The organism is Anaerostipes hadrus ATCC 29173 = JCM 17467 (assembly GCF_030296915.1).
Lineage (GTDB): Bacteria > Bacillota > Clostridia > Lachnospirales > Lachnospiraceae > Anaerostipes > Anaerostipes hadrus.
Genome location: NZ_AP028031.1, coordinates 749945 through 768961, shown reverse-complemented (window position 1 = coordinate 768961; position 19017 = coordinate 749945). Strand labels below are relative to the sequence as shown.

At 39.0% G+C, this 19017-nt stretch carries 17 protein-coding genes and 1 pseudogene; 6 read left to right on the top strand and 12 right to left on the bottom strand.

Going from position 1 to position 19017, the window contains the following annotated elements; translation table 11 throughout:
- Positions 1-29 precede the first annotated feature (29 nt).
- Complete coding sequence (locus tag QUE18_RS03630; RefSeq protein WP_009202973.1) at positions 30-1955, bottom strand: sucrose-specific PTS transporter subunit IIBC; 1926 nt, start codon at positions 1953-1955, stop codon at positions 30-32.
- Between the two features lie 308 nt (positions 1956-2263).
- On the opposite strand from QUE18_RS03630, the pseudogene QUE18_RS03625 reads away from it, so the two are divergent.
- Positions 2264-2938 (top strand): annotated as a pseudogene (locus QUE18_RS03625) (IS607 family transposase).
- Positions 2850-4010 (top strand): RNA-guided endonuclease InsQ/TnpB family protein, encoded by a 1161-nt coding sequence (locus tag QUE18_RS03620; protein ID WP_040343861.1) that lies wholly within the window; start codon positions 2850-2852, stop codon positions 4008-4010. The pseudogene QUE18_RS03625 and the gene QUE18_RS03620 overlap by 89 nt, the downstream one beginning before the upstream one ends.
- A 411-nt stretch (positions 4011-4421) precedes the next feature.
- On the opposite strand, the gene QUE18_RS03615 is transcribed toward QUE18_RS03620, so the two are convergent.
- The 7 genes from QUE18_RS03615 to QUE18_RS03585 form a co-directional block, all read right to left on the bottom strand.
- Entirely contained in the window at positions 4422-5402 is a 981-nt protein-coding gene (locus QUE18_RS03615; protein WP_009202970.1) for a LacI family DNA-binding transcriptional regulator, read from the bottom strand.
- Between the two features lie 53 nt (positions 5403-5455).
- Positions 5456-6778: an AAA family ATPase gene (locus QUE18_RS03610; RefSeq protein WP_009202969.1), complete on the bottom strand. Its 1323-nt coding sequence runs from the start codon at positions 6776-6778 to the stop codon at positions 5456-5458.
- Between the two features lie 3 nt (positions 6779-6781).
- On the bottom strand, positions 6782-7822 hold the full coding sequence (locus QUE18_RS03605; RefSeq protein ID WP_009202968.1) for a metallophosphoesterase family protein: 1041 nt from the start codon (positions 7820-7822) through the stop codon (positions 6782-6784).
- Between the two features lie 34 nt (positions 7823-7856).
- Positions 7857-8204 (bottom strand): prenylated flavin chaperone LpdD, encoded by a 348-nt coding sequence (lpdD, locus tag QUE18_RS03600; RefSeq protein ID WP_008394369.1) that lies wholly within the window; start codon positions 8202-8204, stop codon positions 7857-7859.
- Between the two features lie 106 nt (positions 8205-8310).
- Positions 8311-9228, bottom strand: a complete 918-nt coding sequence (locus tag QUE18_RS03595) for a nucleotidyltransferase family protein (RefSeq protein ID WP_009202967.1) — start codon at positions 9226-9228, stop codon at positions 8311-8313.
- Between the two features lie 227 nt (positions 9229-9455).
- A complete protein-coding gene (locus tag QUE18_RS03590) occupies positions 9456-9599 on the bottom strand; it encodes a hypothetical protein (RefSeq protein WP_009202966.1) in 144 nt (47 codons plus the stop codon).
- A 236-nt stretch (positions 9600-9835) separates the two neighbouring features.
- Positions 9836-10468 (bottom strand): VanZ family protein, encoded by a 633-nt coding sequence (locus tag QUE18_RS03585; RefSeq protein ID WP_009202965.1) that lies wholly within the window; start codon positions 10466-10468, stop codon positions 9836-9838.
- Positions 10469-10833: 365 nt separating this feature from the next.
- Between QUE18_RS03585 and QUE18_RS03580 the strand changes: the two genes are divergently transcribed.
- Both QUE18_RS03580 and QUE18_RS03575 read left to right on the top strand, forming a co-directional pair.
- The gene (locus QUE18_RS03580; RefSeq protein ID WP_242852691.1) at positions 10834-12027 is read left to right on the top strand and encodes a PqqD family protein; all 1194 of its coding nucleotides are present in this window, start codon (positions 10834-10836) and stop codon (positions 12025-12027) included.
- Entirely contained in the window at positions 12024-13793 is a 1770-nt protein-coding gene (locus QUE18_RS03575; protein WP_009202963.1) for a peptidase domain-containing ABC transporter, read from the top strand. Before QUE18_RS03580 ends, QUE18_RS03575 begins: the two co-directional genes overlap by 4 nt.
- Before the next feature lie 67 nt (positions 13794-13860).
- Here QUE18_RS03575 and QUE18_RS03570 read toward each other — a convergent pair whose 3' ends face one another.
- Entirely contained in the window at positions 13861-14244 is a 384-nt protein-coding gene (locus QUE18_RS03570; protein ID WP_009202962.1) for a hypothetical protein, read from the bottom strand.
- Positions 14245-14475: 231 nt separating this feature from the next.
- Here QUE18_RS03570 and QUE18_RS03565 point away from each other — a divergent pair, with 231 nt between their 5' ends.
- On the top strand, positions 14476-14931 hold the full coding sequence (locus QUE18_RS03565) for a S24/S26 family peptidase (protein ID WP_009202961.1): 456 nt from the start codon (positions 14476-14478) through the stop codon (positions 14929-14931).
- On the opposite strand, the gene QUE18_RS03560 is transcribed toward QUE18_RS03565, so the two are convergent.
- Complete coding sequence (locus QUE18_RS03560) at positions 14909-15118, bottom strand: hypothetical protein (RefSeq protein ID WP_286259115.1); 210 nt, start codon at positions 15116-15118, stop codon at positions 14909-14911. The two genes, QUE18_RS03565 and QUE18_RS03560, sit on opposite strands and share 23 nt — an antisense overlap.
- 46 nt (positions 15119-15164) lie before the next feature.
- Here QUE18_RS03560 and QUE18_RS03555 point away from each other — a divergent pair, with 46 nt between their 5' ends.
- Positions 15165-16358: a nucleotidyltransferase domain-containing protein gene (locus QUE18_RS03555; RefSeq protein WP_242852690.1), complete on the top strand. Its 1194-nt coding sequence runs from the start codon at positions 15165-15167 to the stop codon at positions 16356-16358.
- A gap of 16 nt (positions 16359-16374) precedes the next feature.
- Here QUE18_RS03555 and QUE18_RS03550 read toward each other — a convergent pair whose 3' ends face one another.
- Complete coding sequence (locus tag QUE18_RS03550) at positions 16375-17466, bottom strand: glycosyltransferase family 2 protein (protein WP_009202958.1); 1092 nt, start codon at positions 17464-17466, stop codon at positions 16375-16377.
- Positions 17463-19007, bottom strand: coding sequence for a lipopolysaccharide biosynthesis protein (locus QUE18_RS03545; protein WP_009202957.1), 1545 nt, complete (start codon positions 19005-19007; stop codon positions 17463-17465). The genes QUE18_RS03550 and QUE18_RS03545 overlap by 4 nt, the downstream gene beginning before the upstream one ends.
- Positions 19008-19017 lie beyond the last annotated feature (10 nt).

Here is a 19017-nt window from a genome sequence, read left to right as displayed (position 1 = left end):
CTGGTTTCCTTTCCTTCTTCGAATAATGATTATTTTAAATTCATGATCTTCGTATTATTATCTGCATCCGCTGCTTCAACCACTTCGACTTCTTTTCCTTTCGCATCTGCAACTAAGAACATCGTCTGTGTCTTGTATCCTTTTTCTTTCACAAGATCCATGTCAAAAGATAATAATTTATCACCTTTCTTTACTTTGGCTCCTGTTTCTACGAAAGTCTCAAAACCTTCGCCATTCATCTTAACTGTATCGATTCCTGCATGGATCAGAAGTTCTACTCCTGAGTTTAATGTGATCCCCATTGCATGTTTTGTAGGGAAGATCAGACTGATCGTTCCATCGGCTGGTGCATATACGATGCCTTCGCTTGGGTTGATCGCTACACCTTCTCCCATTGCCTTACTTGCAAATGCTGGGTCTGCGGACTTTGCTACATCTAAAACTTCACCTTTCATTGGTGCATATAATTCATTTGTTTCTTCTGTTGTATCTGCTGGTTCCTGTACTTCGATTTCTTTTACTTCTTCTTTAACCGGAGTCTCTGCTTTGTGATCTTCTCCTTCGACGTTAAACTTCTTCCAGAAGACTGCAGTTAAAACTGCGGATACTCCCATGGATAAGAGCAGTCCGATCACGAAGTTTAAGTAATCTTTTGGAAGCATGGACAGGAATCCCGGAAGTCCTGCTGCTCCTAATGCCTGTGCCAAAACTCCTGTTGCTGCACAATATGCATTACCTACGGCTGAACCGATGATGGCAGCGTAGAATGGATATTTTAATTTCAATGTTACACCGAACATTGCTGGTTCTGTGATTCCAAGTAATGCAGAAACACCTGATGCAGAACAGATTGATTTCATCTTCTCATTCTTTGTTAAGAATAAAACTGCTAATACGGCTGCTCCCTGTGCTACGTTGTTCATACTTGCTGTTGTGAAGATAAAACTTCCACCTGTTGTTGCTTTGGCTGCGATCAGCTGTGTCTCGATCGCGATAAAGCTGTGATGCATTCCTGTTAGACAAATCGGTGCATATGCAAGTCCGAATAATCCGCCACCGACAAATCCAAGTGTGTTATATACCCATGTGATTCCATCTGCTAATAAGTTACCTGCTTCTCTTAACACTGGTCCTACGCAGATGAATGTTAAAAATGATGTTACCATGATAGAGATCAATGGTGTTGTCAGGTTATCTAACCATGTTGGTGTTACTTTATGTAACTTCTTCTCGATCGTTGCTAAAATAAATGCAACTGCTAATACTGGAAGTACAGTTCCCTGATATCCGATCGCCTGGATCTTAAATCCAAAGATATCCCATACTGGCACTTTGGCGATACCGATGCTGTATGCACTTAACAGATCTGGATGAACCATGATCATACCCATGGCTGCTCCAAGATATGGATTCCCGCCAAACTTCTTCGTTGCGCTAAATCCGATCAATACTGGCAAAAATGCAAATGGAGCACTTGCAAACATGTTGATCGCTGTTGCCAGACCCTTAAACTGTGGGTACAGATCAATGACGGACTTGCCACTAAACATCGCTGCTGTCAGGATATTGTTCACTCCCATTAACAGACCACCTGCTACGATGGCTGGAATGATCGGTACGAAAATATCACTTAATAACTTTACTAATCTCTGAAGAACATTTCCTTTCTTCTCTTCTTTCTCATCATCTGCTGGTGTATCGACTGAGATTCCTAACTGCTTCTGTACTTCGTCGCACACTAAGTTTACAAGTCCTGATCCGAAAATGATCTGGAACTGTGACTGTGTTAAGAACACTCCCTTAACTCCTTCAATGTCGCTGACTGCATCTTCATTGCGAAGATCGTTGTCTTTTAACTGTAAACGAAGTCTTGTTGCACAATGCTGAACTGACTTAATGTTTTGTTTGCCACCAACATACTCGATGACCTGGCTGGCGATTTTTGCGTAATCCATATCTTCTCTCCTTTTTTTATTGTGAAACTTATTATGGTATCGGTTCCATATCTGTATATTATTACTTTCTTATGCGTTTGTCAATAGTTTTTATGGAATCGATACCATATTTTTTATTTTATTACTTTTGCTTGAATTTTGTATGATTATAGTATATTATATAGTAAACTTAACGAAGAGGCTGGTAAACGGCAAAGCCCTCCGTTCCGAGCAATGCGGAAGGAGAAAACTTTAAGTAATCAAAATCATTGTCAATAGTGATTAAATATATCAAAATATACCAGGATATTGTTATGAACACATCTAATATCACTAATTACAAACCAAAAGATTTTGCTGAATTATTGGGTGTTTCAGTCAAAACGTTACAACGTTGGGATAGAGAGGGGATTCTGAAAGCAAATCGGACCCCGACTAATAGGCGTTATTATACTTATGACCAATATCTTTAGTTTAAGGGCATAAATACTGAAAACGATAATCGTCAGATTGTTATTTATGCCAGAGTATCTACAAGAAACCAAAAAGATGATTTACAAAACCAAGTAACTTTTTTACGTCAGTTTTGCAATGCTAAAGGTATCATTGTAGATCAATGTATTGAAGATTATGGAAGTGGGCTTAACTACAATCGTAAAAAGTGGAATCAATTATTAGATGAAGTAATGGAACAAAAAATCAAAACTATTATAGTTACACATAAAGATAGATTTGTCAGATTTGGCTATGATTGGTTTGAAAAATTCTGTATGAAATTTAATACAACCATAATGGTAGTAAATAATGAAGAACTATCACCACAAGAAGAAATTGTACAGGATATTATATCTATACTTCACGTTTTTTCTTGTAGATTGTACGGCCTTCGTAAGTATAAAAAACAAATAGAAGGGGATGAGAAAATTGCTAAAGAGCTTCAAAACGGAAATAAATCCGACAGTCGAGCAAAAAATCAAGATCAACAAGACGATTGGCACTTGTAGATATGTTTACAACTTCTATCTCGGGCACAACAAAGCTTTATACGATAAAGGCGAAAAGTTTATGACTGGCAAGAGTTTTAGCGTATGGCTCAATAATGAGTACATTCCTAATAATCCTGAAAAAGTATGGATGAAAGAAGCGTATTCAAAAGCTGTAAAAAAGTCTATTGAAGATGGATGTACTGCATTTACAAGATTTTTTAAACATCAAAGTGCTTTTCCTAATTTCAAAAAGAAAGGTAAATCTGATGTAAAAATGTATTTCGTAAAGAATAATCCTAAAGATTGTAGATGCGAGAGACATAGGTTGAACATACCCAGTTTAGGTTGGGTACGCATGAAAGAAAAAGGCTATATACCAACAACTAAAGACGGATGGAAAATCAAAAGCGGTACAGTATCCATCAAAGCAGGCAAATATTATGTGTCAGTTCTTGTGGAAATTCCCGACGCTAAGATTGCTAATAATAGCAATGACGGTATAGGAATTGACCTGGGTTTGAAAGACTTGGCGATTGTTTCTAATGGCAAAACTTATAAAAATATCAATAAGTCAGCAAGAGTTAAAAAATTGGAAAAGAAATTGCGCAGAGAACAAAGATGTCTCTCACGCAAGTATGAGAATTTAAAGAAAGGAGAGTCTACTCAAAAGAATATACAAAAGCAAAAGCTCAAAGTGCAAAGACTTTATCATAAAATAGATAATATCCGTACTGACTATATCAATAAATCAATAGCCGAGATAGTGAAAGCCAAGCCATCTTATATAACTATTGAAGATTTGAATGTATCAGGAATGATGAAGAACAGACATCTATCAAAAGCCGTTGCATCACAAAAGTTCTATGAATTTAGAACTAAGCTGAAAGCTAAGTGCGATGAAAATGGTATTGAATTAAGAGTCGTAGACAGATGGTATCCATCATCCAAAATGTGTCACTGTTGTGGTGCTATCAAGAAAGATTTGAAGCTTTCAGATAGAATATACCGTTGTGATTGTGGCTATGTCGAGAATAGGGATTTTAATGCTGCTCTTAATCTAAGAGATGCTTTAACTTACGAAGTTGCATAATGAAAGCAAACGTAAGTATGTACTGCGGGCTATCGCAGGAATTTACGACTGTGGAGTGTACAAGAACTTGTGAGTAGCGTATTGTTTATAATCGCCAAAGCATACACATTGAAGCAGTAAGAAGTATCCGCAAGGACTTCAATTTCTCGATGTGTTTGAGTATATTTCAACACATTTTGAGTGGCAGGGCGATATTATGAGTACATATGAAGAATTTATGATTATTATCAATGTAACGTTATTAATCATTGCCATTCTGAATTAAAAAAAATAGCCATTCTGCTCCCTGGCAAGAATAGAATGGCTATTTAGCAACTATATCCGCCGGGACGGATGGGCTTTATCCATCGTACCGACTTCTTTGTTAGGTTTATTATAATCGATTTTTGTTAAAATACCAATATAAATTTATTACCTGACACTTCCACCTTCAATAAATTCATATCCCACAATCTGTTTCTTGGATACTGGTTCTCCTGTAATCATCTTAAGAATCGTTTCCGCTCCAAGGTATCCCATTCCATAGGAATCAAACTTTAGCGTTGTAAGCTCTGGCGTCAGGAGTGTACTTTCATCATATCCTCCAAACGCTGCCACAGACACTTCTTCTGGAATCCTCTTCTTATGTTCGTGTAAAATCTTATATGCACCAAACGCAAGCCGGTCTGTTGCACAGATGATCGCATCTAAATCTGATTCCATCTCAAGTAATTCTCTTGTAACCATCTGTCCACCAATAAAACTATAATCACTCTTCCCTGTCACTGGTGTGATCCCATATTCTTTCAATCCATCTAACACACCATTTCTACGCTCGATTCCAACTGCCTGGTCTGTCTCATAGACACCAATATATCCAACCTTTTGATGTCCTTTCTTCCCGATATACTCTCCGATCGTTTTCCCTGCATGATAATCATCATAAATAATGGAAATTCCATCTTCATAATCCTGTGTTAAAACAACCACTGGAATCCCCGCTTTCTTTAACAGCTCTTTGTGGTCCTTTGTGATCGCTATGGAACTGATCAAGATCCCATCCACATTTAACTGGATCAGGCGCTGGATATTCTGTAATTCCTGATCAATATCGTGGTCTGAGTTCTGAATAAGGGTTGTATACCCCTTTTCTCTTAAATACCGATCGATACTTGTGATCACACGACTTGTGATCTTAGAATTTAATGTCGGCACAACTACACCGATCACGTTGCTTTGTTTCGCATTCAATCTTGCAAATGCATTCGGTGTATAGTTGTATTCTTCAATGACCTTCTGAATCTTCGCTCTCGTCTCATCCTTTACATATCCCCCGTTAAAATAGCGAGATACCGTGCTTTTTCCAACTCCTGATAAATTCGCGATGTCTGCCATGGTCATCTTCTTTGCCATATATTTTGATCTCCTTTGTTACTTTATCTCTCATTATCTTAGCACAGAAAAAGCTATAAAGAAATAAGATGATATAAAATTTCTTTCTCATCCAATAAACGAAGTATTTCTTTCCTGCCCGTAAATAAAAAGATCTGACGATCTGTATGGTGACTTAAATACTGCATCGTCTGTGCCAGTCTTTCGTCATCATAATTACCGAACACATCGTCTAAAAACAGCGGAAATGCATCATTTTCATATAAAAGATCGGCCGATGCAAGGCGCAGTGCAAAGTATAATTGTTCTACCGTGGCATTGCTTAAATACTTCATATCGATATGATCAAATCCATCATAAACCATCATCGAAAGATTCTCATCCATGACTGCCTGCGTATATTTTCCATTCGTCATATCACAAAAAATCTCTGAGATCTTCTCATTTAGTTCCTGTCCAAAAGTCTTTTGTACCTGGCTTGCAGCTTCCTCGATCGCTTTCATTGCAAGTTCTATCTCGTGAATCTCAAGTTCTTTCTTCCTTTTCTGCCCCAGCAAAATCTCGTATTCCTGCTTTTTCTTATCTGCCTCTTCCTTTTGCTGCATAAGCTGTGCTTTCTCGATCTCTATGATCTCTAAGCGATGTCTTAGTTCTATTTTGCGAATTCGTTCTTCATCTTCCCCACCAAATAACTTTCGAAACCACAGCAAAATCTTCTGAAGCAGCGTCAACTTTCTCTTTTGTCTTAAACGTTTCCGAATCTCTCTCTCTTCCTGTTCATATTCATTCAACGCTTGTGCATCATACTGCCATGACCCCTGCTGTCTTCGCAAATTGTCAATCTGTGCAAAAACAGGATCTTTTCGCATTTGTCTTCGTCTGGCTTTCAAATGATCGGTCGCTTTTCGAAGGTCGATCGCGGCATCCTTGCTGCTTCGCAGATTCGCCATGGAATTTTGCAAAACTTCCTTCATCTCTCTGCCTGTACGAATCTCTGCCTGTGTCATCGAAACCGTATTCTCAAATGCCTGTTGATCGGATTCGAATAAGTATTCCTTCCCCTTAAGTTCCTCCATCGTATCTGCATCAAATATGCGATACTCTGTCTGCCCTTGTGCGAAGTTTCGCATGATCTTATATCTGATCCCGTCCTTTTCAAAGACCATGGAGCCACCGTAAATGCCGCCATTTACTGGCTGATATCTGGTGAAATCATCATATCTTGCAGCAAGTCCTCTTGATTTCTCCAGCCCAAACAGCATTGCGATCATAAACTTACGAAGTGTTGTCTTGCCAGATTCATTCTTGCCATAGAAAACTTCTAACTTCCCAGATGTCTGGCAATGATATTTATGAAATTTTCCAAATCCATCAATATTGATCTCCTCAATCTTCATCTTTTACTTCTCCCTGGCATATGTTAAAGCTTCCATCGCATAACGCAAAGCCTCTGGTTCATCTTTTAAAATATCTGCAACCTTCTGGATGATAAAATCATCTTCCTCTGATAGCTGTTCGTATTCCCATTGATTCTTCGTTTCATAAATGATATCTGTGACCATATATTGGCTCGTGATCTCATAAAAGTCCAGATGGATCTGTGGATCAATACTTCCTGTCAGTACAATCTCATATATATTCTCTCTTCCACGATATGAAAGTTCCGTTTCTACCCGATCTACGATCTCTAACGCTGACATCTCATCAGATATCATGACTTCCACTTGTGTATACATTCTTTTTGCAAAGGGAACGAAGGTTATCTGTTTCTTTTCTTCGCTGATCTCCCCTTCGATCAGCCCATGATATCCCGTCTCTGTGTGATCCAATGGTTCCAGCGATCCTGCATATGCCATCAGATCTTCGAAAATGATCTCTGGTTTATGGATATGTCCAAGAGCGATATAGTCGAATCCAGACCATTTTAACGCTTCTCTCTGAATCGGGATATGACTTTCATCCCCTCCATGTGCCAGCAGGATTGAAAAATCACTGCCTTCGCTCTCATCTGGTTTCATGTGATCATACAATGGTTTCGTGATCTGATTCTTCCAATAACTAAAGCCATAAATGGTTGTTTCAAGATCTTCAAAAGAAATATGATCTCTTTGTTTTCCATCCAGAAGATAAACTTCCGAATTCCATTTATACTTGGAAAATGCATCATGCGGTTCCAGATGATCGTGATTCCCTGCGATCAAAACCGTTCTTGTATGATTCAATCTGGACAACAGATAATCCACTTCTCTCAGCTCCTGCTGCGTTGGCGGCTGATCAAACAGATCCCCTGCGATCAATAACAGATCTACCTGTTGCTTATTCGCATGATCAATGACTCTTTGAAATGTCTCTTTGATCTCTTGTTCTCTGATCCTTCCAAATGTCTGCTCTCTCTCTGGTCTGGCTCCCCAATGAACATCTGCGATATGAATAAATTTCAAAAAATCACCTGCTTTCTGATCATCTTCTATGATCTTATTCTGTCATCATACGATCGATATTCTTTAATAATTCTTCGATCTGTTCTCCCGTTATATGATCCATGTGCACCCCGCCTGTGCATACCACTACTTTTCCTGTTTCCCTGCATCGATTCTCAGCCAGTCTGCGGCATAGAAATTCGTCTTTGTGACCTGTCAGGTTGATCACAGATGAAGTGACACTGATCGTTCCGTCACCACTCAACGAAGGGCGTGGAACTGCCTGAACAACACAGCCAATATGCGGTTTCTCACCACCGCTTAGAGTTAAAACAAGATCTTCTCCTATTGCTTTTTCACAGATCTCTATCGTAATTCCTGCAATTGTTTTGCTATATTTCATTTTGATCCTCCTTATTCTATTCCAAATCGGACCTCACCAAAACTTCCTCTGAAATAAAACAGGCAGCCAGTTCAACACTGACTGCCCCTAAATTATGCCATATATCTTAGCCCCATAAATTTGCTGGGTAGACACCTTCTTTGATCAATCCGGCAAATGCTTTCTGTACAGCTTCCTTATCTTCCTGATAAGTTACACCGAACCATCGATCCTGTGTCTCTAATACTTTGACGTTTGCACGTCCTTCTTTCAATAATTTATCTACGATGTTTGGTAATAAATATTCTTTCTTTAGATCTCCTTCTTCTACTTCACTTAAGAAAGTCTTGAAGTCTTCTGCAAGGAACTCTAAAAATTCTGGATATGCAGCCCACATATTCATAGAAACCTTATCCTCTGGACTGATCCATTCCTGAACATTTGGAAGATCACACTTGATCTTACCATCTTCCCCCATCATAATTCCTGTTGTCTCATGAACCTGGCTTAATAATCCATTCTCATCTACAACACTAACTCCTCGTGTGACAGTTCCATTGTCACTTAATGTATTCTTCAGGATAAATCCTGCCATTCCCATTGTGAATTCTCTTCCAAGATCTTCTCCAGATACTAAGAAATCATGAAGCTTCACAAAAGCTTCCTTTCCATAGTAATCATCTGCGTTGATGATCACAAATGGTTCCTTGACAACATCCTTGCAGCAAAGAACAGCCTGTCCTGTTCCCCAAGGCTTTGTACGTCCTTCTGGTACTTCAAATCCTTCTGGAAGGTCATCTAATTCCTGAAATACATATTCTACATCAATCTGATCTTTAATTCGATTGCCGATTATCTCTTCAAATTCTTCAAAGATGTCCTTACGGATAATAAATACAACCTTATTAAATCCAGCTTCTTTCGCATCACGAATTGAATAATCCATAATGATCTCACCATTCGGTCCCATCTTCGCAAGCTGTTTGATTCCTGCACCGTATCTTGATCCGATTCCGGCTGCCATAATTATTAATGTAGTATCCATAAATCTCCCCTTCAGTCATCTGACCTGTTTTGTTACCTGTATACTTGTTATATCCTGTGTAAAACATTTCATATATTTGTCTTCACATATACCCTTTATTATAAATATTATTCTCTATAATGTCAATAGATTCTGGCTATCCTTTTCTTAAATACTTCCTTATTGTAAGATCAAAAAGAGCAGGTACTCTGTTTCGTACCTGCTCTTTTATCTCATTGGTCTTATACTTAACAACTTCTTAATGTTCTTGCCCCTGGCTCTCTGGATGTCTTATCTTCTGATACCCATAAATCTTTGTAATTTAATTTTAAAAGCCCTGCGATCATTAAGCTTAACACTAAGATCATTGCAATTGTTCCTAATAAATGCATTGTTATTCTCCTCTTTATATTATGTTGTATTATGTATCCTGTATTTATGCTTTATATTTTATCAAATTAATTTCGGAGAATCAATATGTAGCATTATTTTCTAGGAAATTACAACATTTCACTTGCATTTTCCCTCTGGTGTTAGCAAAATTTTCAGTAATAAATCTGTCTTTGTTATTGTTTTTGTGCAATTTGTAGTACCAATTTCTGAATGGGGTGTTTGTGTTTTGTCGTATTTAATTTCTCATTCGTCTAATCCGTTCTGCCATAGCATTCACTAGAAAATAAATAATTCCTCCTGCTAACCCGCCAATTGTATTAAAAAATAAATCTGATATTTGAAATGTTCCTAATCTTAAAAACAACTGCAACAGCTCAATTGTCAGAGATGACAGAAACGCTATTTGGATACTTTTTAATATGATTTTCCCTATATACACTTTCTTACCAAATATTTTTTCTTCAAAATTCCAAAACATTAATACTATATACGGCATAAGCAGGAAAAAATTTTCTATACACTCTGATGTTAAAATGCGCTGGCCTGTCACTGTATTATATCTGTATATTCCCCATACTCCCCACACATCACATAATGGATTCATCCACATATTTCGGTTGATCAATGTCTTAAATAATACCATGGTAATATAGAAAAACAATATATATTTTTTACGGAATTCTCTATCTCTTTTAAAATGATCGATCCATGTCCGGATAGCTGCTTTCCATCCCTTGCCTGCTCCTTCTGGACATTTTACATACAAATAAAAGAACATTGTCATTATTGATAACAAAATTGCAAACCAAAACGGCTGATAGATTGATGTTAGAATGTCTATTGTGATTTTTCCTATGATAGTCTTCATTCTTGTGCCTTCTCCTGTTCTCCAGTTTCTTTTTCAAATGATATTCCATAATCTTTATTAATAATGTGTCCTATTTCATGTAATGAAATTCATGGGATACCCTCTTCTCTCGTAGAACTATGAGAAGATTATACCAGAAAAAGGGCTCACCTGACAGATGAAAATATAAAACAGGTAACAATAACGGTAATCCCTAATGGATACAGACTTTTTGAAGTCATTGTCGTTTTAACTTCACGGATTCAGGACTATTTTATACTCTTGTACATCAATTGGAAATAGCTTGTATTTCTTCCCTCCTCAGTGTTATAATTTGCTATAGTCACAGCCATCACAACACATATATAAGTTTACAAGATTTGGCTTTGAAAAAGAAAGGAATTTTTTTTATCATGTTCAAATGTCAGCCCGGATATACACTTCGAAAAATCAAAGGTATCAATTATCTCTTACCTTATGGTCAGCAGATTGCCGATCTGAAAAAAGGCTTTGTGCTGAATGAGACCAGTACTTTCCTGTGGAATGTACTTCAGCATCATGAAGGTGCCGAACCGCAGCAACTGGCAGAAATACTTGCCAGGACTTATCAACTGGATGAGTCTTATTATCCTGAACTTCTGAAAGATGTGACAGATTTTCTGACACAGCTTACAGCCATGGGAATGATCACAGAAGATCTCCACCTGATTTCATCAATCCCTTCTGTCTCTATGATAATCGCAGGAATCTGCATAAAACTATACGGTTCTGCAGAACTGATTTCCCCAAATTTCAAACCTTTTTATCATGAATTTTCGGATGATGATACCTCACAGGAAATCGAACTGGTCACCACGCCTCCGCCCAGCCGTTGTTACGGACAGGTTCTTCTGCAGAATTCTGAAATGACTGTTTTTGAAAATCCCAACCGTTATGTTGTCCTTTTTCCACAGATGCAGAACCTTTACGAAGCTCATATGCTGAAAGATGGTACTTATGTACGGGTTTACTGCCACCCACAGGTTTCCGAAACAAATATAGAAAATTTATTTCACGCCATACGGCTGTTTTTCCTTTTCACAGCACAAAGAAACGGACTGTTTGCAATCCACTCAGCTTCTGTTCTCTATCAGGGAAAAGCATGGCTGTTTTCCGGTCATTCCGGAATGGGAAAATCCACACACACTGCTCTGTGGCATGAGCTTTTTGACACACCGTACTTAAATGGAGACCTGAATCTTCTCGGATTGCATAAAGATCATATCATCGCCTATGGCATCCCCTGGTGCGGAACTTCCGGGATTTTTACTGCTGAAGCATATGAACTCGGAGGAATTATCCTCCTTGGGCGTGATCTGCAGACAGATTATCTGGAAGAGTTAAATCCTTCGGAAAAAATCCTCCGTGTCATGCAGCGCATGATCTCCCCTGCATGGACTGAACGCCAGCTTTCAGAAAATCTTTTCTTTGCCGGGGAAATCGCTGACCGCGTGCCGGTACTGCATCTTCTCTGTACAAAGAATTCTTCTGCCGCCTGCATGATGAAAAATACCATTGATCAACTGGAGGAGCTGCAATGAAAGAAAAAATACTCCTGATCTGGAAGCACCTGAAACAGGGAACCCTGAAAAAAATGTGGAAACAGACATTATGGATCTATCAGTACGGCAGACGTTACTGGAAAGCCATGATCCTGTATACACTGCTTGGTCTGGTCGGAACAGGTGTCTCTCTGGTTTCCAGTCTGATTTCCAAAGATCTGGTAGATATTATTACCGGACACCAGACCGGGAAACTTATAAGTACCTTTGTCGCAATGATCGGCTTCTCTGTCGCAAACATTCTGGTTTCGCAGGCATCCGGATATGCCTCTACTTTCATTAACCTGAAGGTGGACTCCGAAATCAAGAACGACATCTTTGCCAAAATGCTGGTAACTGACTGGGAATCCCTGACCGATTACCACACCGGAGATCTGGTGACACGCTGGAGTTCCGATGCCTCCAATATTTCAAGCGGAATCCTGAACTGGATTCCCAACCTGATCATTTATACTTTTCGTTTTATCAGTGCACTGGCAATCGTGCTTTATTATGACCCTACTTTCGCACTTTTTGCTCTGCTTGGAATTCCCTTCAGTGCTCTGCTTTCAAAGCCGCTGCTGAAACGAATGCGTGATAACAATCAGAGAAGTGCAGCTATGAATGCAAAGCTTTATGGATTTAACCAGGAAGCTTTCTCCAATATCCAGACGATCAAGGCTTTCGACCTGATTCACTTTTATACAGAGAAACTGAAATCTCTTCAGAAAGATTATATTAACATGAGACTGGACTTCCAGAAGATGTCCATTCTGACTTCTGTTCTCATGTCCATTATCGGATTTATCGTATCCTACAGCTGTTATGGATGGGGAATTTACCGTGTATGGAGCAATGCAATCAGTTACGGAACTATGACCATGTTTCTGTCTTTGTCCGGTACATTGACAAGTTCGGTAAATTCTCTGGTAAGTCTGATTCCGTCAGCCATCTCACTGACTATTTCGGCAGGAAGACTGATGGATATCGTGGAAATGCCGCAAGAGGACTACAGTCAGGATTCTGCTGTAGGCAACTTCGAAAAGCAGCATAAGTCAGAAGGAATCGGTCTGAACATGCAGGATCTCAGTTATACCTATCATAATGGTACTGCTGTTTTCGCCAATGCTTCCATAGAGGCTTATCCTCATGAGATCGTGGCTCTGGTAGGACCTTCCGGTGAAGGTAAGACAACTATGCTGCGCCTGATCCTGTCTCTTCTGACACCGCAGGAGGGTTCTTCTCATATATGTGCCGGAGCAGATCATGAACACATGATTGATATGTCCCCTTCTACAAGGAAATTATTCTCCTATGTACCACAGGGAAATACAATGTTTTCAGGAACAATTGCAGAAAATATGCGAAATGTGAAACAGGATGCTACAGATGAAGAAATTATTGAAGCGCTGAAACTTGCCTGCGCATGGGATTTTGTGGAAAAACTCCCGGATGGAATTGAAAACATCGTTAAGGAACGGGGCGGCGGTTTCTCCGAAGGTCAGGCACAGAGGCTCTCCATTGCCAGAGCATTACTGCGCAGATCACCGATCCTGCTGCTGGATGAGGCTACTTCCGCACTGGATGTAGCTACTGAGCGAAAAGTCCTGCGAAATATCATGCAGGATACCTATCCCAGAACCTGTATTGTAACCACACACAGACCTACAGTTCTGAATATCTGTAACAGGGTTTATGCAATACGGGATAAGAAATGTGAGATACTAAATGACGTGGAAATTCATGAAATGATACAGACATTTTAAAATTAATTTCATGGATTGAGTTAAACACTCTAACTCAATCCCTTTTCCTGTCAGCCAGATATTCTCTTTAGTTCACAGAATAAGTAAATCCTGTCATCTTAAGATCATCAATACTTGTTCCATGATTTATATGCACTCCAATAGTCAGCGGATTTGATGCTGTACTTGCAAATGTCAGTGTTGCAGTCTTACCTGACCAGGATTTCTTTACAGAAGCATCATCTGTCTCAACCTGATCTAATGTATCATTAAAAGTGATATTTAAAGTAATTGTTCCATTAATACCTGACCAGTCTGCCGTTGCCAGACCCTTGCCACCATTAGTTCCCCATTTGTCCCATACTCCATGATATGTTACATTTAATGTTCCCTGGCTTGCACCACTTGCTGCATAAACACCCTCTGCCATTCCTGCGTCAACAGTTACTACCGGCTTCTTATATGTTTTCATAATTAATCATCCTTTCCTGAAATATGACCTTTACATTGGTTTTATCTTTTTCTTTATCTTATCCATATCCCCTCAGAAAGTCAAGTATGCTTACGCAAAACATACAGTTTTTTATTACAACTGGAAAACACTTTCTGTTGTCCTTTTGTTTTCTTAATGTTATAATACGCCTGTTCAGAACTTTATTTCTGAACATCAGCTATTTTTATAACAGGAATAAGGACAAATACTATGAATACCACAAAATCAGACCCAGTTAAAATCGATCTGGAGCAGCTTCTCCGGGAGGGAAATATTATTCGCATCAAGCCTCAGGGTTACAGCATGTACCCTCTCTTTATTCCCGAACGGGATGAAGCACTGATCCAGCAGACAGACTACACAGACTGCCACAGGAATGATGTAGTCCTCTACAGGCGTGATCAGGGCATCCTTGTGCTTCACCGCATCTGCCGGATAACATCTGACGGCTTTTATATGGTAGGCGACAACCAATACGAAGTGGAAGGTCCTCTGCGTCAGGATCAGATTATCGGAAAACTGATTGCTGTAAATCGTAACAGCAGAGAATTTACTGTAGGAAATCCTTTCTACAAATTTGTTTCTTCCCTGTGGCTTTTTATGCTGCCTGTTCGCCCCTTCTGTTTTAAACTGTCAGCATTTCTCAGAAAGCTTCATCACTCATGATCATCCATTTTTCATAGGAGAATTCATTGACTTCTTCTGTTCTTCTTCCTGACGGAAGTAAGAGATATTCATCCTCCAGTCTCCTGACTATATAACCTTCTGTCTTTTTCATTTTCCCTTTTTCTCTTCCTTTTCCTTTATTTCCACGCAATAACATGATATACTTACTATTATTTATTACTGCCATTCAATCTCTGAACGGTACCCATTTTACGCACTTTCAGGAGACTCCTATGGAACGAATATACAATACTTATCTGAAAATAATAAAAAATATCTGCACCGGTTCTGATCATTCTGTTTCCGTACATCCGGAAGACCTTCCTGCTCTGGCAAAGCTGGCACAGGAACATTGTACTGTCCCATTTGTACTGCCATATCTCCGGTCTGCTTCTGTCTATCCTGCCATGAAGCAACAGGTAAAAGGCATGATGCTGAATTATTATCAGATTGAGCATTTCACCCGGCTTACCGTCTCTCTTTTAAGAAAGAACAATATTGACTGTTATCTTCTGAAGGGTCTGAGTCTGGCTGACTGCTATCCGGTTCCTGAATATCGTAAGCTTGGAGATCTTGACCTATATCTGGCTGATCCTTCTGACCTCGCCAGAGCACAGGCAATTCTTGAAAGCAACGGATATATCTCTGAAGATGAACTCAGTGACCACCATGTAACCTACCGTTATATATTTCCCAAAACCGGGCGCCGTTTTCTCCTGGAGCTTCACTATCGTGTAGTTGGCCAGTACCAGTACAGCCCCGCCAACAAACTTGTGGATTCTGTCTTCTCACCGGAATGTCTGAAAGCATCCACACAGACAATCCACGGATATACTTACACAGTCCTGCCGCCTACAGAATATACTTTCTATATGCTTCATCATATGCTGAAGCATTATCTGTACAGCGGATTCGGTATCCGCCTTCTCTGTGATTTTACCTTTTATCTGAAGCGTCATGAAAAAGAAATCAATTTCCGGCAGATTCATGAATGGTGCAGAGAATCCCGCATCAGCCATCTGTACGAAATTATTCTGGAATGCTGCAGGAAATATCTGGGTCTTCCGGATTCTATAGACGCCCGGACACAGTACAATCCACACGACTGCCATGATTTCATAATACAGATTCTTAAAGACGGCGATATGGGAACCGATATTTCCCAGTCACTAGTTGGAAGCGGTTCGTATCAGAAGGTTAACTTCCTTACTTATTTCAAAGAAGGGCACATCCAGATGAAGGTCCGCTTTCCAAAAGCCAGCCATTATCCAGTCCTCTGGCCTGCACTCTGGTGTATCACATTTATCTGTTTTATCCGCAACACCTACACAGTACGAAATACAACATTCCACCAGACCCTTCACAGCTTTAAGAAAATCAATCAGAAGACAAAATTAATCCATATTTTTGAAAACAGTGACTCCTGACCAGGAGCCACTGTCTTTACTTTTTCCTTATTCCAGTATCAGAAAGTCTTTCATCTACCCGGCAGGAAACCAAGATCTTTATTCCCACAGACATCAACAGATACCACCTCCATTTCATTCCCAACGAAAATGTCCGGATCATAATCTTCCACAATTTTTGCGTGATCTGCAGTTTTTTCCTTCTGTCTGCCAACTCTGTAAAAGCCTTTCTCCCCATCGGATTGCTTCCATATTTCTTAAGAACCTTTCTGACAGCCCACAGAGATTTTTTATGCTGCATATATTCCATTTTTCCGTCAAAAAATGCCGCAAAAATAAGCAAATATCCAATCAATGAAGTATATTCTTTCGGATCCTTGTCTTTTTTCTCTATCCAGCTTTTCAGTTCATATACAAGTTTGAACCAGTTTTCTACAGAATCCGGACGATACTGCCAGGAAACTGACATATCATTTTTTCTGTAAATATACCCTATATCTTCCAGAAATGCATACTTCGCATCACAGATATAACATTGCATATTAAACAGTTTATCTTCTGCATAAGAAAGATCCGCAAAATAAATCTGATGATTTCTCAGGAACTCTCTTCTGTATAATTTCCCCCACGCATAAGAAAGTGTTCCTACTGAGAAAAATCCCTGAAATCTGAATTCTTCAGATGATGGACTACATAATGCAAATGATTGATGTTTAGTAGCCGGCAATATTTTATCTTTCCACAATCTTGCATAATTGCTGACAACAATATCCGCATCTGTCTGCTCTGCAAGATTTATATATTTACAGAATATCTCCTTATCAGGAAGATAATCATCTGCATCGGCAAACACAATGTAGTCACCCTTCGCAAGCTTCAGCCCTCTGTTTCTTGAAGCTCCTGGACCCTTTCCCGATCCTTCAATCATATGGATCTCCGGGTATTTTGCTTCATATTTCTGTATAATATCAGGACTTCTGTCCTTTGATCCATTATCTATCAATATAATTTCAAGATTTTTATAACTCTGCTTTATAATACTGTCCAGAGTTTCTCTGATGTACTTTTCTGCATTGTATACAGGTATGATCACAGAAATCTTTTTCTGCTGTTTTTCCAAAGCTGTCATCTTTTATCTCCTATAAAAACTTTTTCTACAATTTTTTTCAGTAAATTCCATAATACTTTCCACTCTGCAGTTCTCCTGTAGGCAAACCACAATAAAATATTCGGCACAATCAGGCAGATTCCCAGTCTGCATACCAGAATCATAAATGCCTGTCCGGAAATAAATCTGCAAAAATATTCCGTTATTCCCCATACTGCAGCCATCACCCCCAGATATCCTGCATATTTTACAAAGAAGCCGGTAACAGGCTTTTTCAGTCTGTATTTATAAATCACATAGGGTTCTACCCATACAGAAGTAAGTACTGTACTGCAGAATGTACCTGCAAATACTCCTGCCACACCAAAATGTGTAACCAACAGAATGGAAATTACCAGATTTAACACTGCTTCAGCTATCGCTTTGTATCGATCATTCCAGAACAGTCCCATAGATTCCTTAAAAATCAGCACTGCACGTCTCATCCCATTAATAAAAAAATTAATACACAGTATCAAAACAATTTCCTTTGGAAATAAATATTTTTTACCAAATGCCAGCTTCACAAAAGGATTCAGCAGTTCCAGCAAACAGACACCTGCAAAACCAAACAGCCAGTACCCTATAAAAAACAGACTGTCAAAAATCCGTCCTATCTTTTCGTTCTCTTCCGTCACACCAAGATTTCCCACACTTGCCGCAACTCCCAGCATTGCCTGCTCCAGAACCTGCCTGACTGATCCTATGATCAGATAATAATTGGAATAAATCCCTGCACTGATAATTCCCACAAAACTTGAGATCAGCAGATTATCTGTATTATTTACTACTACATTACCAATTTTATGCATCAGCATTGCCTTTACATTCCTTAAAATATCATGACGTTCTTCCTGTGGAAGCTGCTCCTTACACGGTTCTTTCAGATATGGGAACAGCCTGTCTGCCTTTCGGGACATACAGATATTTCCGATTATGGTACATACAACCGCAATAACAAGAAACAGGATAAAGTTTCGTGTCAAAAACAATACTATAATCTGAAGGATATCTTGTAGTACAAGAAAACCATTATGATACATCACCGTAATATAATTCATCTGATGGGCATCTACCAGTGTTTTTTTATAAATCAATAAATACGAAACAACGGAATTAAGCAGATACAGAAGATAAATTATAATCAGATGATTCACATCTGGACGATCCTTCATCAAAATATCCAAAAATGGTATCAGGCATAAGCCGGCAAGCACAACAAAGCCCGCTGTTATCCTGTAGAAATTCCGAAACATCCGCATCAGGATCTGTTGTTTTTTTATATCTCTTCTGGCTATAGGAGCGTAAAGAGCATATGTGATTGCTGTTCCGACCCCAAGTTCTGACAAAGACAATATATTTAATATATCTGTAAACAAACCATTAATTCCTACATAACCTTCACTGAGAGTCCTGGTAAAAACAACTCTTGTAAAAAAACCCATAAAAATTGCCAATGTCTGTGCCAAAAAAGCTACCGTCGTATTCATAACAGAATATTCTGTCCTTGATTTCTGTTTCACTCTTCACTTA